Below are 14702 nucleotides of genomic sequence, written 5' to 3' on the forward strand. Positions count from 1 at the left end.
GCCCGGCGCGCTCCTGCGAATGCGGTCTAGTCTTCCCGGTCGGGGCGTTCGCGTACCGGGTGCTTGCTCAGCTTGCGCTGCAGGGTGCGGCGGTGCATGCCGAGGCGGCGGGCGGTCTCGGAGATGTTGCCGTCGCATTCGGTCAGCACGCGCTGGATGTGCTCCCATTCCAGCCGGCGCAGCGCCAGCGGCTGTTCGGGCGCGTCCGGCAGGTCGCCGTCGCTGTCGCTCTCGTTGTCGCCGTCGAGCAGGGCGCGCACCACGGCGTCGGCGTCGACCGGCTTGGCCAGATAGTCGTGGGCGCCGCGCTTGATCGCCTCCACCGCGGTGGCGATCGAGGCGTAGCCGGTCAGCAGCAGCACGCGGAGGTCCGGCACCAGAGTGTGCAGCTCGGGAATCAGGCGCAGGCCGTTCTCCTCGCCCAACTTCAAGTCGAGCACGCAGTAGCGCGGGCTGTGCCGCCGCGTCAGCGCCCGCGCCTCCTCGAAGTTGCTGGCGGTGATGACTTCGAAGCCGCGCGAGCCGAGCGCGCGCGCCAGCACGCGCAGGAAGGTGGTGTCGTCGTCCACCAGCAGCAGCGGGCGGGCCGTGGCGGCATGAGGCAACTCGGTCATCGGCGGTGTTTCCTGGAAGTGGATCAGGCGCCCATTCTTGCCGGAAGCGGCGGCACTTGCACGTCCGGCAGGTTATCTCTCGGCGATCACCGCCAGTGGCAGGCGCAGACAGACCTCGGCGCCGCGCGCGGTATTGCTGGCAATCAGCTCGCCGTTGAGCCGCTCGGCCGTGGCTTCGGCCAGGGCCAGGCCGATGCCCAGCCCGGTCTGCTTCTGCGAGTAGCCAAGCAGGGTCAGCTCGCCTTCGGTGTCGAAGCCGGGGCCATGGTCGCGCACGCTCAGCTGCAGCCAGTCGCCGTCGCGCGAGACGTGCAGCGCCACCGCGTTGGAATGGTTGATGGCCGAAGCGTCGGCGGCGTTGTTGAGCAGGTTGAGCAGCGCGTGACGCAGGCCTGGCGGGGTCCGCAGCACGATCCGGGCGACGTCCTCGTCCAGCGGCAGGGTCACTTCGGCTTCCGGCCGCAGCAACTGGAAGCGCTCCAGGCAGCCGTGGATGAACACCGCCACCGTGAGCCGTTCCGGCTCTTGCGACAGCTGCGCTTTACCGAAGGCGACCATCTCGCGAAGGATCGTGCGGCAGCGGTCGACCTGGCTCTCCAGCAGCGCCAGGTCCTCGGCCAGCGTCTCGTCGTCGGCATGCTCGCGGCGCAGTTCGGGCAGCAGGGTGCGCATGGTGGACAGCGGCGTGTTGAGCTCGTGCGCCGCACCGGCGGCCTGGGTGGCGATGGCCAGGATGCCCTCGTCGCGCAGCGCGCGTTCGCGCACGCGCTGCACTTCGAGCTGCTGCAGGCGCAGGACATGCGCCAGTCGGCTGATGAAGAAACTCAGCAGCAGCGCCATGATCACGAAGTTCACGCCCATGCCGACCACGTGCAGCGTGAACCGGCTGGGCGAATCGGCGGCCATCGGCAGCGGCAGCGGCACGTACGAGTAGAGCAGGCTCACGTAGGCGACGCCGGCCAGCGCGGCCACCGTCAGTACCGCCCGGCCGGGCAGCGCCGCCGCGCTGAGCGCGATCGGCACCAGCAGCAGGGTGATGAACGGGTTGCTGGCGCCGCCGGTGAAGTACAGCAGGTAGCCCAGCACCAGCGTGTCGAAGGCGATGTGGCCGACCGCCTCCCATTCGCGCAGCGGCCACGGCTGGGTCAGCCGCCACGCGGCGAACACCGAGAACACCGCGAGCAGGCCGATGCCGAGCAGCAGCGGCAGCAGCGGGATGGCCAGCTGCATCCACCAGGCGCACACCAGCACGGCGGCGCTCTGGCCGGCGATGGCGCAGATCCGCAGCCAGGCCAGCGTGCGCGTCAGCGCAAACAGGCCGATGCGTTGGGTGGATCGGTGCGGCATGGCGATCTTCCGGGCTTGCTGAAAACGGCGTGCCCGCCGCGCCGTGCGCGACGGGCACGGCGGCTCACGTCGGCGTGTTGAATTCCTCGCTGCGCACGGGCGGCAGCGGGTTGTTGGCGACGGAGTCGGAGTGGCTGCTCGACAGCTTCTTCATCAGCGGCAGCATCGCCAGCGCGATCACCGTGCAGGCCACGCCGGCGAAGCCGAGCTTGTTGAACAGCGCGGTATAGATCGGCAGCGACACCAGCGGATCCTTGATGTCGGTCGGGATGCTGGCGAAGTTCGCCACCACGCTGCCCAGGTACTGCGAGATGCCCGAGGCCACGTAGTAGGCGCCCATCATGAAACCGCCCATGCGCGCCGGCACGTAGCGCGCGATCATCGCCAGGCCGAGGCCCGACACCAGCAGCTCGCCCAGCGAATACAGGCCGTAGCCCCACACCATGATCCACGACGAAACCTGGCCGTTCACCGCGAAGCGGGCACCGACGCCGTAGATGAAGAAGCCGATCGCCACGGCAGCGAAGCCCCAGGCGAACTTGGCCGCCACCGACGGGTTCTTGCCGACCTTGCCCATGGTGTTGTAGGCGAACACCAGCACCGGGCTCAGCAGCACGATCCAGATCGCGTTGAGCGACTGGAACTGCTCGGGAATCCAGTTGAACAGATGCAGGCCGAACAGGCCGAACGAGAGGTCGACGTTGCGCTGGGCGAACAGGTTCAGCGAGGTCGACATCTGCTGGTAGAAGATGAAGAAGAAGATCGTCTGCACGGTCAGCACCAGCGCGGCGACCAGGCCGGCCCGCTCGTGCGGCTCACTGCTGCGGATCAGGTGCACGAAAATGCCCAGGATCACCACGCCGGCGGCGTACACGCACCATTGGGCGACCGTCTGGTCCTGCAGGATGAAGGCGGAGACGAACACCATGCCGATCGCGGCCAGCAGCACGGTGCCGAGGCGCTTGACGTCGACTGGCTTGTCGTCGGCCGGCGAGCCGATGTGCGCCAGCGTGCGGTGCATCAGCGTGTAGTTGACCAGGCCGAGCACCAGGCCGACCGCGCAGACGCCGAATGCGGTATGCCAGCCCCAGGCGTCGCCGTATTTGGCGCCCACGTAGTCGCGGATCCACGGCGTCAGCAGCATCGAGATGGTCGAGCCGATGTTCACCGCCATGTAGTAGATGGTGAACGCGCTGTCGATCTTGGTGTCGTCGCCCTCGTAGATCTTGCGCACCAGGTTGCCGGCGTTCGGCTTGAAGAAGCCGTTGCCGACGATGATCACGCCGAGCGCGACGTACAGGAAATAGGCGTTGTTGGTCGGAATCCACAGCATCGCGTAGCCCAGCGTCAGCACCACGGCGCCGAGCAGCATGGTGCGGCGGGTGCCGATCAGCTTGTCGCCGACCCAGCCGCCGATCGCCGGCGTGGCGTAGATCAGCGCCGCGGCGGCGCCCCAGATCAGGTTGGCCTTGCTGTCTTCAAAGCCGAGCTTCTTCACCATGTAGGTGACCATCAACACCTGCATGCCGTAGAAGCCGAAGCGCTCCCACATTTCGATCAGGAAGACGGTGCTGAATGAGCGCGTCTGCGAGACGGGCGGGTTCTGGGTTGCCATAGATTTTCCGTACGAGATTCGAACCGTGGCGCATGCGGGCACGCGCCAGTGCCATGCGGCCCATGGACGGACCACAACCGACGAAGCGTAACCCATTCGCCATCAGGGTGTAGCTGCACTGCGGCAAGACACCGAAGCTGCGGCGGGCGCCCGCTGCCGGCGCTTGTGGCATCATCGGCCGCTCGAACCGGCCTGTTCCAGGGAGTCTTGCCGTCCATGTCCATCGCATTGATACCGCCGCGGCGCTTGCGGTCGGCCCGGCGGCGCCGCTAATGGCCGCCGAAGGTTTTCGCGGTCCGAAACAGGTCTGGAACGCGTTTCTGTGGTCGATGAAGGGGCTGCGGGCCGGCTGGCGGCACGAGGCCTCGTTCCGGCTGGAAGCGTGCCTGGCGGTGGTGCTGATCCCGCTCGGCCTGTGGCTGGGCCATGGCGGGGTGGAGAAATTCGTGCTGATCCTGGCGCCGATGCTGGTGTTGTCGGCCGAGCTGCTGAATTCGGCGATCGAGGCGGTAGTCGACAAGGTCAGCCCGGAGTTCAACGAGCTGGCCGGGCGGGCCAAGGACATGGGCTCGGCCGCGGTGTTCGTGCTGCTGGTGCTGGTGGTGCTGAGCTGGGGCTTGATCCTCGGTCCGCGCCTGTTCGGTTAGCGCGCGCGTTCACCCCGTGCTGACACGATTGCGGCAAGCGGCATGGGATGATGGAATGGCCTTCCACCGGATCGGAGCGATGCCATGAAACTTCTGCGCAACCTCGTGCTGTTGCTGCTCGCCGTCGGCCTCGGCGGCTGCGGCTACAACGCCATCCAGAAGCAGGACGAGGCGGTCAAGGCGGCCTGGTCCGAGGTGCTGAACCAGTACCAGCGCCGCGCCGACCTGGTGCCGAACCTGGTCAACACGGTCAAGGGCTACGCCCAGCACGAAGAGAAGGTGTTCACCGAGGTCACCGAGGCGCGCGCGAAGGTGGGCAGCCTGCAGGTCAACGCCGATTCGCTGAACGATCCGCAGAAGCTCAAGCAGTTCCAGGCCGCGCAGGGCGAGCTGGGCAGTGCGCTGTCGCGGCTGATGGTGGTCAGCGAGAACTACCCGCAGCTGAAGGCCGACGGCCTGTTCCAGAACCTGCAGGCGCAGCTGGAAGGCACCGAGAACCGGGTCACCGTGGCGCGCAACCGCTACGTGCAGGCGGTGCAGGCATACAACGCGATGATCCGCACCTTCCCGAACAACATGACCGCGAAGATCTTCGGCTACCAGGTCAAGCCGAACTTCACGGTCGAGAACGAACAGGCGATCTCCACCGCGCCGAAGGTGGATTTCGGCACCACCGCGCCGGCGCCTGCCGCGACGCATTGATGATGCCCGGGCGCTTCCCGCGCCGCTGGCTGCTGCTGGCGCTGCTGCTGCCGGTGCTGCTGCACGCGGCCGCTGCCGTGCCGAAGCTGGTACGGCACGTCACCGATCTCACCGGTACGCTGAGCGCGCAGCAGGTCGACCAGCTCGACGCGCAGCTGACGGCGCTGGAACAGGCCAAGGGCGCGCAACTGGTGGTGCTGATGGTCGGCAGCACCGGCGAGCAGGACATCGAGAGCTATTCGCTGGCAGTGGCCGAGGCGAACAAGGTCGGCCGCAAGGGCACCGACGACGGCGTGCTGCTGCTGATTGCGAAAGACGATCGGCATGTACGCATCGAGGTGGGTTACGGCCTGGAAGGCGCGATTCCCGATGCGGCCACCGCGCGGATCATTCGCGAATACATCGCCCCGAAGTTCCGCAGCAACGATTACTTCGGCGGCATCAGCGACGCGGTCGGTGCATTGACCCAGCTGATCAACGGCGAACCGCTGCCGCCGCCGGTGCAAGGCGCTCCCGAGCGTGGCCGCCCCGGCCTCGATCTGCAGAGCGGCCTGATGATCGCCGTGTTCGTGGCACTGTTCCTGCGCGGCATCTTCGGCCGCACTCCGGCGCTGGTCAGGGGGCCGCTGGGCGCCGTGCTGGTCGGCGGCTTGCTGTGGCTGCTGATCTCGATGGGCGCCGGCATCCTCGGCGCGCTGGTCGGCGGCGTGCTGATGCTGCTGCCCGGCGGCGCCGGCCGCTCGATCGGCGGCGGTGGCTGGGGCGGCTTCGGTGGAGGCGGCTGGGGTGGCGGCAGCGGCGGTGGAAGTTTCGGCGGCGGCGGCTTCAGCGGCGGCGGCGGCAGCTTCGGCGGCGGCGGTTCTTCGGGGAGCTGGTGATGGCGCGCATGCGGCGACTGTGGGCGAATCTTTGCGGTAGCTGGTTCCAGCTGTCGCGGCGCTTTCCGCCCGCACTGCTGGACGAGATGGCCGCGGCGATTGCCGCCGGCGAACGCCACCACCTGGGCGAGATCCGTTTCGCGGTCGAATCGCGGCTGGCACCGCTGGCCGTGCTGGAGGGCCTCGCCGCCGCGGCCCGCGCGCGCCAGGTATTCGCCCAGTTGCGCGTATGGGACACCGAACACAACAGCGGCGTGTTGTTCTACGTGCTGATGGCCGAGCATCGCATCGAGATCGTCGCCGACCGCGGCATCGCGGCGAAGGTGGCGGCGCACGAATGGGCGGCGGTCTGCGCCCACATGCGCGAAAGCTACGCCGCCGGGCAATGGCGCACCGGCAGTCTCGACGGCATTGCCGCCGCCAACGCCTTGCTGGAACGGCATTTCCCCGGCGACGGCGGACCCCGCCGCGACGAACTGCCGGATCAGCCGGTGCTGCTCTGATACCTGCCGGGCGTGTCGCATGCACACTGCTCAGCGTTCCGCGGGAGCAGGCCGGGCGTCGGTCGACCCTGATGGATGCCGCACAAAAAAAGGGGCCGGAAGATGCCGGCCCCTTGGTCCACGTCGCGATGCCTAGAACATCTTCCACTCCAGCTCGGCGAAGATCGAGCGACCGTAGCCGTTGTAGTTGAAGCCGTCGTAGTACGGGTACGAGGTGTAGGTGCTGTCGCGCGGCGGCCGCTTGTTGAGCAGGTTGTTGGAGATCAGCGATACCTTGACCTCGTCGTTGACCTGCAGCGCCACGCTGGCGTTGTAGGTGATCCGCGGGCCGACCGTACCCGTCTGCTTGAAGTTCATCGTCGGCCCCTCCCGCAGGCCGTACAAGGTCGCGCTCAGCGGTCCCTTGCTCCAGTTGATGGTGGCGCTCTCGCGATGCTTGAACTCGCGCGGGAAGGTGCGGTAGGTCAGCAGATCGAGGGTCGGATCGCCGGGATACTGGCGATAGGTGTGGTCCAGGGTGACGTTGTAATCGGCGCCGAACGTGAAGTCGCCCGCCTGACCCGCATCCCAGCGGTACTGGGCGCCGGCGGTGATGCCGGTAACCCGTTCGTTGGAAATATTGATCGGATAGGTGTGGACGCTGTTGATGCCGGACTGCAGCGGATTGGACGGGTTGTTGCGGTCGACCAGAGCCAGCGCCTCGACGCAGCGGGGCGAGTTGATGTCCACCGGCGAGCCGCCCACGGTATGGCCGATCCGGCAGTCCGCCTCCAGCGACATGATGCCGTTGATGCTGCGCTGGGACACTTCGTCGCTGATGGTGATCCGGTAGTAGTCGGCGTGGATGTTGAACTTGTCCGATGGCGACCAGACGATGCCGCCGGTCAGCGACTTGGCGGTGATGTTCTTCAAGTCCTTGTTGCCGGCCTGCGTGCCGAATACCTGCTCGTTGTTGTAGCTGCAGGTGTCGACGTCGAAGTTGTCGCCGTTGGCCAGGCGGCAGCGGTAGTAATCGACCACGTTGGTGTAGAAGCCGCTCTCTCCCTGGAACAGGCCCGCCATGTCCGGAGCACGGAAAGCGGTGGCGTAGGTGCCGCGGATCAGGAGCGTGTCGATCGGGCGCAGTTCCAGGCCGGCCTTGTAGGTGACCTTGGAATCCGTGCGGCCGGCGGCCTTGTAGGTGTCGTAGCGCAGCGAGGTGCTGGCGGTCAGCCAACTGGTAATGGGCAGGCTCAACTCCGTGGCGGCGGCGTAGCGATCACGCTTGCCGGTGCCCTGGGTGCCGGTCAGTCCCCAGAAGTAGCCGTCGATCAGGCGCTGGTCGGTGGGGTTCTCCCACTTCTGGTCGCCGTACTGCAGCAGTACGGCGAGGCCGGCGGAGCCGCCGGGTAGATCGAACAGATTGGTGTTGGTAACCGTGCCGGTCACTTCCTGGGTGTACGTGTGCGAACGCGTACGAATCTGTTCGCTCAGCGAGCGATAGGTTGCCGGCGACATGAGCGAGTAGAAACGATCGAGATTCAGGTTGTATGCCGGGTAGGCATTGAACACCGGATCCCAGCCCACCTGGTCGCCGAGGAAGTAGTTGTCGACCTTGTTGGCCACCAGGTGCAACTGGCGGGTGGTGATCACGTTGTCGGAGCGGTGGTAGTAGGCGTCGTAGCCCCAGTCGGAGTCGCCGAACGTGCCGCGGAAACCCATGTTGGCCACGTAGGAGCGATTGAGGTCTTTCTCGTTGGCGAGGTTGCCGATGCCGGCGGCCGAGCTGTCGATGGTGTACTGGGTCGAGACAAACGTGCCGGGGCCGTCCAGCGCCGAGCCGTTGTCGACATTGTTGGCGTAGATTGGGCCGAGGTCCACGCCCGAGCCCCACCAGGTGTAGTTGGAGCCGACGTAGTAGTCGGACTTGGTCACGTTGTAGAGCGCGTTCGCGTAGAACTGGGTGTTCGGCGTGATGTCGTAGGAGAAGTTCAGGTAGCCGGTACCTGCCTTCGAGCCGTTCATGATGGTGGAGTAGGCCGGCGAGTTCGGGCTGCCGCAGAAGTGGCCGCGGCCGGCCGCGTCGGTGGCGTATACCGTGGTGTTGCCGAAGCCGGAAGCGACGCGGTCGCAGCTGGCCTGCCCGCCCGGCACGAAGAAGCGGTCGGTGCCGATCTGGCTGTGGAACAGATCCTGCAGCAGGTAGTCCAGGGCCGGGCGCGATGCGCCGGCCGGCAAGCCGGGGCGGTCATTGTTGGAGTCGAACCAGCGGCGCTGGTAGCGGTAGATCGGGCGCTGGTTGCGCAGCTCCACGCTGTAGGTCAGCTTGGCCTTCTCCCAGTCGTGGCCACCGGTCAGCTGGAAGCGCTGGCTGCCGCCGCCGCCCTCGCTGAAGCCGCCGCCGCGCAGATTCATGGTGACGCCTTCGACGTGCTGCTTGAGGATGATGTTGACCACGCCGGCGATCGCGCTGGAGCCGTAGATCGCGGACTGGTTGCCCGGCACGATGTCGATGTGGTCGACCATCGCCATCGGGATGGTGGCGATGTCCACGAAGTTGCCCGAGCCGTTGTACAGCAGGGGGTAGTCGGCCATCGGCTTGCCGTCGATCAGGAACAGCGTGAAGCCGGGATCGAGGCCGAGCAGGCTGATCGTCTGCGCACCCTGGGTGAAGCCGCCGGAGAACTGCGCGCCCTGCACCGAGCCGGTGGCTTGCGGCAGCGCCTGCAAGGCCTCGGCGACAGTGGTGAAGCCTTGCTTGGTGATCTGTTCGGCGGTGATCTGGATGGTCGGCGTGGCCGTTTCGATCTGTGCGCGCGGCAGCAGCGAGCCGGTTACCTGGATGCCTTGCAGCTTGGTGGCCTCTTTCTTGTCGGCCTTGGTGTCCTGCTGGCTGGCCTGTGTAGTGGCTTGGTCGGCTTGACTGTCGGCCTGGTTTTGCGCGTGCGCGGAGCTTGCCCACAACGGCAGTGACAGCGAGGCGCAGATAGCGCCTGCAAGAAGCTTGCGGTGCATGAATTTCCCCTTTTGTGTGGCAGAAATGCCTGCGGCCTCCCCAGGCGCAGGTATTTGGCGGGATTTCCTCCGCCGTCCTTTTGTGACGCCATGCCCGAGACCGGGCGGGCGCTCACGGTCTCGACCATAACGTAAGGTTCACGCGCCCGCAACAATTTGCAGACGCCCTTCGCCGAGCGGTTTTGGCCGCTTGGTCGGGGCTTCTCCGGCGGTGGTGCGGGTGCAAAAAAAGCCGCCTTGCTCGAAGGCGGCTTTTCGGATGGCCGGCGAGGCGCGGGCTTGCGTCAGTGCGCGCCCTTGCCGATGTGCCTGTCGAGGAAGGCCTGCAGTGCCTCATAGAAGGCGATGTTGTTTTCCTCGCTGTAGAAGCCGTGCTGCTCCTTGTCGCGCACCAGCCATTCGTACGGCTTGCCGGCCTTGTCCAGCGCCGCACGCAGTTCGGTGGCGTTCTCGTAGGGTACGCGCGGGTCGTCCTTGCCGTGGATGATCAGCACCGGGATGTTGAACTTGTCCAGGTGATAAATCGGCGAGATCGCGCGGATGGTGTCGTCGTCGGTGCCGATGGCCTGCATGAAGTAGTTGCGGCCGCCGGCCGAGCGGCGGGTGTCGCTGCGATGCAGCTCGATGGCGTAGTCCGATACGCCGGCGTAGTCCACCGCGCACTTGAACATGCCCGGTGCACGGATCGGCGCCATCAGCGAGGAGTAGCCGCCGAAGCTGGCGCCGAACACGCACACGCGCCGCGCGTCGGCGTAGCCCTGCCTGATCGCCCAGTTCACGCCGTCGATCAGGTCCTGCTGGATGCCGCTGCCGAACTGCTTGTAGCCGGAGTGCTCGAAGTCGGTGCCGCGGCCGCCCGAGCCGCGGTAGTTGACCTGCAGCACCGCATAGCCGCGATTGGCCAGGAACTGCGACCAGGGGTCATAGCCCCACGAGTCGGCCACGCCGATCGGCCCGCCATGCGGCAGCAGCACCAGCGGCATCGGCTTGCCGGCGCTGTTGGCCGGCATGGTCAGGAAGCCGGCCAGCCGGGTGCCGTCGCTGGCAGTGAAGTCGATCGGCTGGCGCGGCACCATCTGCTGCGGGTCGATCCACGGCTGGCTGCGGAACAGCGGCTGCAGGTTCATGCTGCTGCGATCGAACAGTGCGTAGGTGCCGGGGTCGCGGTCGCTGTGCGCGCCGATGATCAGCTGCATGCCGTCCTGGCTGGCGCTGGCGACGGTGAGGAACTCGTCCGGGAACTTGGCCGCGAGAGCCTGGCTGATCTGCGTGTAGATGCTGTCGTCGAGGTACTGGATACGTGGTTTGCCGGCACCGAACACCACGCCGTAGGGCTGGTACGGATAGGGCGTCCACAGCACGTCGTCCACCGCGGCGAAATCGTCGCCGACCAGCACCTTGCGCGCGCTGCCGTCGAGGTTGCTCACCACCAGCTGGTCGGGGCCGCCGTCGGCGCTGTACAGCGAGTAGAGGTGTTTGCCGTCGGCGCTGATGTGGATCGGCACCAGGTGCTTGCCGGTGATGCTGGCCGGGAGCTTCTGCCACGGGCTGTCGGCATTCTCGCGGCGGTAGACGTCGATGCGGTAGGGGTCGTCCTGGTTGCTGCCGTAGGCGAAGCGGGCCACGTCGTCGTGCAGCACGAAGCTCATGCCGGCCTCGTCGATCCGGCCCATCAGCGTGGCGTGGCCGCTGTCGGTCTCGACGTCGTAGATCAGGCTCTGGCCGCTGTCGCGGGAGCCGCTGCTGGCATGCGTGCGGAACGGGCTGACGCTGATGTAGACATGGCCGTTGAGCTGGTGCGGCGTGCCGGCGATGAAGCCGGCACCGCGTACCATGCTCAGGATGTTCATGTTCGTGCCCTTGGTGTCGCGCACGCGCCAGCTGTAGAGCACGCGCTTGTGCGAGCCGTCGAAGTCGACAGCCACCACCTCACCGGTGCCCTGCGGCGCCTCGAGCGTGCCGCTTTCCTCGCCCAGCCCCATCACCAGGCGCGTGTTGCTGACCCAGGTGATGCCGATGGGCAGGGTGCGCGGGGCCATGTTCAGGCGACTGACCGGCTTCAGGTCCGGCAGCGCCAGCACGCCGAGCTGGTAGCTGCCATCTTCGTTGTGGACCGACACGGCCAGGTGCTTGCCGTCGGGCGAAATCACCGGATGGGTCAGTGGCGGATGCCGCGCGAAATCCCGGTAGGGAATTTCGCTGGCGTGGGCGGCCACGGGCGCGAGCAGGACGAGTGCCGCGCACAGTATCAGCCGATGGATATGCTTGATGATCATGGTTGCTCCTTGGCAAGGTTCTGTCCGATGACTACCGCGTCCCTGACGCGCCGGGGCCGATGTTTTTCTCCAGGAAAGCCTGCAGCCGGTTGTAGAACTCGATGGTGTTCTTCTCGTCGTAGAAGCCGTGGCCCTCGCCCGGCTTGCTCAGCCACTCGTACGGCTTGTGCGCGGCGTCGAGCGCGGCGCGCATCGCCTTGGCCTGCGCGAACGGCGCACGCTTGTCGTCTTCGCCGTGGACCAGCAGCACCGGTACGTCGATCTTGTCGGCCAGCTTGTCGGGCGAGTTGGCGTCGAGGTCGGCGTCGTCCTTGCCGATGACCGTGTTCAGGTAGCTGCGGCCTGACTTGCTTTCGCGGACATCGCCTTTCTTGTACATCATCTTCAGGTCGTAGACGCCGGCGTAGCCCACCGCGCACTTGAACAGGCCCGGCGCACGGATCGTGGTCATCATCGCCGAGTAGCCGCCGAAGCTGCCGCCGTAGACGCAGATGCGCTGCGGGTCGGCATACTTCTCGGCGATCGCCCACTTCACGCCGTCGATCAGGTCCTGCTGGATGCGGGTGCCCCACTTCAGGTAACCGGCCTCCTTGAAGTCCTCGCCGCGGCCGCTGGAGCCGCGGTAATTCACCTGCAGCACGAGATAGCCACGACTGGCGAGGAACTGGGCGCCGTTGTCGTAAGACCAGTCGTCCTGCACGCCGATCGGGCCACCGTGCGGCAGCAGGATCATTGGCAGGTTGGTCTGGCTGGCGCCCTTCGGAATCGTCAGGATCGCTTCCAGCTCCATGCCGTCGCTGGCCTTGAAGTGCAGCGGACGACGCTCGGCCATCCTGGCTGGATCGATCCACGGCGCCGTGGCGAACAGCTTGAGCACCTTGTAGTGGTGCGTATCGATCAGGTAGTAGGTTCCCGGATCGCGGTCACTGCTGACCTCGAACAGCACCTTGCCGCCATCCTCGCTGGAGTCGATGAAGTGGACGTAGTCGCCGGGGAATTTCAGGCTCAACGCGCGATGCAGTTTTGCCATGGGCAGGTTCGGATCAAGGTAACTGACCTTGGGCACGCCGGTGGCCGGTGCCGTGGCGAACGGCTGGTACGGCCAAGCCGTCCATTCGATATCGCCGATACTGCTGAAGCCGTCGCTGGCGAGCACCTTGCGGTTGTCACCGTTCTCGTCCTGTGCCACCAGCACAGTCGGACCGCCGCCAGCGTTGTACTCGGCGTAGATCCCTTGTTTGTCCGGGGTGAAAAAGATCGGTGTGAAGCTGCCGCCAACCTGGGCGGGTGTCATCTTGGCCCAGCCTGCTGCCTGCTGCTGGTAGACGACGTAGTCGTAGTTGTCGTTGCGCCCGTAAGCAAAGTGGGCCTTGCCATCGGCGCCGACCATGAAACTCATGCCGCCGACGCTGATCTGGCCGATCAGATGACGGGTGTTCTTGCCTGCGTCAACGTCGTACAGCGTGCTGGTACCGGTGTTCTCCCAACTCTGCGTGCTCATGTAGAAGTGGCCATTGGTGGGCAGTGGCTTGCTTTCGACGAAGCCCCATCCCCGATCGGTGCCACGCGTGGCGGCACGCGAGCCGTACCTCAGGCTGTCGCGGCCGTAGAGATAGTCCTGATTTCCTGATTCCTGCCGTCCAGATCGGTGGCGATGACTTCACCGGTCAGGAAAGGCTTGTCGATCGAGCCGTACATCTTGCCTTTGTCCACTACCAGCCGGGTATTGCTGACCCAGGTGATATCGGCGGCAATCTCGTATTTCGGCAGGCGCAGCATGCTCACCGGCTGCTTCATGTCGTCCACCTTGTAGACGGCCAGCATGTGCGAATCGCCACCGGGGTCATTCATGTTCACGGCGAGGTACTGCCCATTCGGCGAGAGCCGCGGCATCGTCAACAGCGGGTGACGCGCGAAGTCCTCCACCGGTACCGGATCGGCCGCTACGGCCGCGGCGGGCAACAACAGACAGGCAGCGGACAGCAGGGTCCGCGCAAGACAGCAAGACATCGGTTTTCTCCCCTGAAGCTCCATGCAATAAGTCCGGCCGCCTGGAGCAAGGTGGTCGGGCTGGATGCGGACATCCCCGGCAGGGCGGATGCGCGATCCTCGTCCAAACTCCCCAGTGCGGACGATCAGCGGGGATTCTAGTGGTTGCGAAAGCCGTGACGGAAGAGGCCGCCGCCCGTTCCGGCGTCCCGCTACACTTGACCTTTGCCTGTCAGCGCGGTCGCCATGTCCCAGCCTTACGTCGTCGATTTCGATCCCGTCGCCTTCCACCTCGGCCCGATCCAGGTGCACTGGTACGGCCTGATGTACCTGCTCGGCTTTTTCTTCGTGGCGGTGCTGGGCGAATACCGTCGACGGCAGGGGCGCCTGCCGGTCAGCCGCGATGCGCTGGGCGACCTGCTGTTCTACGGCATGCTCGGCGTGATCGTGGGCGGGCGCGTGTGGTACATGCTGTTCTACGCCGACATCGACTGGATCTGGACCGCGCCGCAGACCTTGTTCAAGGTGTGGGACGGCGGCATGAGCTTCCATGGTGGCCTGCTCGGCGTGCTCGCGGCGGGCTGGTGGTGGTCGCGCAAGCAGAAGCTGCATTTCTTCGACACCATCGACTTCGTGGCGCCGCTGGTGCCGATCGGGCTGGGTCTGGGCCGGCTCGGCAACTTCATCAATGGCGAGCTGTGGGGCAAGCCCGCCGACGTGCCGTGGGCGATGGTGTTCCCGCAAGCGCCGGACCGCTTGCCGCGGCACCCCTCGCAGCTGTACGAGATGCTGCTGGAGGGCGTGGTGATGTTCGTGGTGCTGTGGCTGGTCTCGCTGAAGCCGCGGCCGCGTTACCTCGTATCCGGCCTGTTTGCGCTGCTGTACGGCTGCTTTCGCTTCGCGGTGGAGTTCGTGCGCGTGCCCGATGCGCAGCTCGGCTACCTGTTCGGTACCCAGTGGGTGACGATGGGACAGATGCAGTCGCTGCCGCTGATCGCAGTCGGGCTGGTACTGCTGGCGATGTCGCGTCGCGCACCCACGCTGCCGCTGGCTGCGCGCGGCTGAGTTCTTCGTAGGAGCCCGCTCGCGGGCGATGCTCTTCTCGCTATACATCGAAAGCATCGCCCGCAGGCGGGC

The 14702-nt window shown here is 66.2% G+C and carries 12 protein-coding genes; 5 read left to right on the plus strand and 7 right to left on the minus strand.

Annotated elements, in window-relative coordinates; genetic code table 11:
- Nucleotides 1-26 precede the first annotated feature (26 nt).
- From R2APBS1_RS04345 to R2APBS1_RS04355, 3 genes are all read right to left on the minus strand, one after another.
- Nucleotides 27-614, minus strand: coding sequence for a response regulator transcription factor (locus R2APBS1_RS04345; protein WP_007506991.1), 588 nt, complete (start codon nucleotides 612-614; stop codon nucleotides 27-29).
- 72 nt (nucleotides 615-686) lie between these two features.
- On the minus strand, nucleotides 687-1961 hold the full coding sequence (locus R2APBS1_RS04350; protein WP_015447022.1) for an ATP-binding protein: 1275 nt from the start codon (nucleotides 1959-1961) through the stop codon (nucleotides 687-689).
- Nucleotides 1962-2025: 64 nt separating this feature from the next.
- Nucleotides 2026-3576, minus strand: coding sequence for a peptide MFS transporter (locus tag R2APBS1_RS04355; RefSeq protein ID WP_007506989.1), 1551 nt, complete (start codon nucleotides 3574-3576; stop codon nucleotides 2026-2028).
- 272 nt (nucleotides 3577-3848) lie between these two features.
- Between R2APBS1_RS04355 and R2APBS1_RS04360 the strand changes: the two genes are divergently transcribed.
- The 4 genes from R2APBS1_RS04360 to R2APBS1_RS04375 all read left to right on the plus strand — a co-directional run bounded on the left by R2APBS1_RS04360 (nucleotide 3849) and on the right by R2APBS1_RS04375 (nucleotide 6306).
- Complete coding sequence (locus R2APBS1_RS04360) at nucleotides 3849-4223, plus strand: diacylglycerol kinase (RefSeq protein WP_007506988.1); 375 nt, start codon at nucleotides 3849-3851, stop codon at nucleotides 4221-4223.
- Nucleotides 4224-4307: 84 nt separating this feature from the next.
- Nucleotides 4308-4925 (plus strand): LemA family protein, encoded by a 618-nt coding sequence (locus R2APBS1_RS04365; RefSeq protein ID WP_015447023.1) that lies wholly within the window; start codon nucleotides 4308-4310, stop codon nucleotides 4923-4925.
- The gene (locus R2APBS1_RS04370; RefSeq protein ID WP_015447024.1) at nucleotides 4925-5803 is read left to right on the plus strand and encodes a TPM domain-containing protein; all 879 of its coding nucleotides are present in this window, start codon (nucleotides 4925-4927) and stop codon (nucleotides 5801-5803) included. Before R2APBS1_RS04365 ends, R2APBS1_RS04370 begins: the two co-directional genes overlap by 1 nt.
- Complete coding sequence (locus R2APBS1_RS04375; protein ID WP_015447025.1) at nucleotides 5803-6306, plus strand: TPM domain-containing protein; 504 nt, start codon at nucleotides 5803-5805, stop codon at nucleotides 6304-6306. The genes R2APBS1_RS04370 and R2APBS1_RS04375 overlap by 1 nt, the downstream gene beginning before the upstream one ends.
- A gap of 132 nt (nucleotides 6307-6438) precedes the next feature.
- Here R2APBS1_RS04375 and R2APBS1_RS04380 read toward each other — a convergent pair whose 3' ends face one another.
- From R2APBS1_RS04380 to R2APBS1_RS20485, 4 genes are all read right to left on the minus strand, one after another.
- Entirely contained in the window at nucleotides 6439-9300 is a 2862-nt protein-coding gene (locus R2APBS1_RS04380) for a TonB-dependent receptor domain-containing protein (protein ID WP_015447026.1), read from the minus strand.
- A gap of 284 nt (nucleotides 9301-9584) precedes the next feature.
- On the minus strand, nucleotides 9585-11576 hold the full coding sequence (locus tag R2APBS1_RS04385) for a S9 family peptidase (protein ID WP_015447027.1): 1992 nt from the start codon (nucleotides 11574-11576) through the stop codon (nucleotides 9585-9587).
- A gap of 31 nt (nucleotides 11577-11607) precedes the next feature.
- Nucleotides 11608-13077, minus strand: coding sequence for an alpha/beta hydrolase family protein (locus R2APBS1_RS04390; protein WP_236127003.1), 1470 nt, complete (start codon nucleotides 13075-13077; stop codon nucleotides 11608-11610).
- An 89-nt stretch (nucleotides 13078-13166) separates the two neighbouring features.
- Nucleotides 13167-13610, minus strand: a complete 444-nt coding sequence (locus tag R2APBS1_RS20485; RefSeq protein WP_236127004.1) for a hypothetical protein — start codon at nucleotides 13608-13610, stop codon at nucleotides 13167-13169.
- A gap of 201 nt (nucleotides 13611-13811) precedes the next feature.
- Here R2APBS1_RS20485 and lgt point away from each other — a divergent pair, with 201 nt between their 5' ends.
- A complete protein-coding gene (gene lgt / locus R2APBS1_RS04395; RefSeq protein WP_015447028.1) occupies nucleotides 13812-14630 on the plus strand; it encodes a prolipoprotein diacylglyceryl transferase in 819 nt (272 codons plus the stop codon).
- Nucleotides 14631-14702 lie beyond the last annotated feature (72 nt).

The sequence above is a fragment of the Rhodanobacter denitrificans genome (genome assembly GCF_000230695.2).
GTDB lineage: Bacteria > Pseudomonadota > Gammaproteobacteria > Xanthomonadales > Rhodanobacteraceae > Rhodanobacter > Rhodanobacter denitrificans.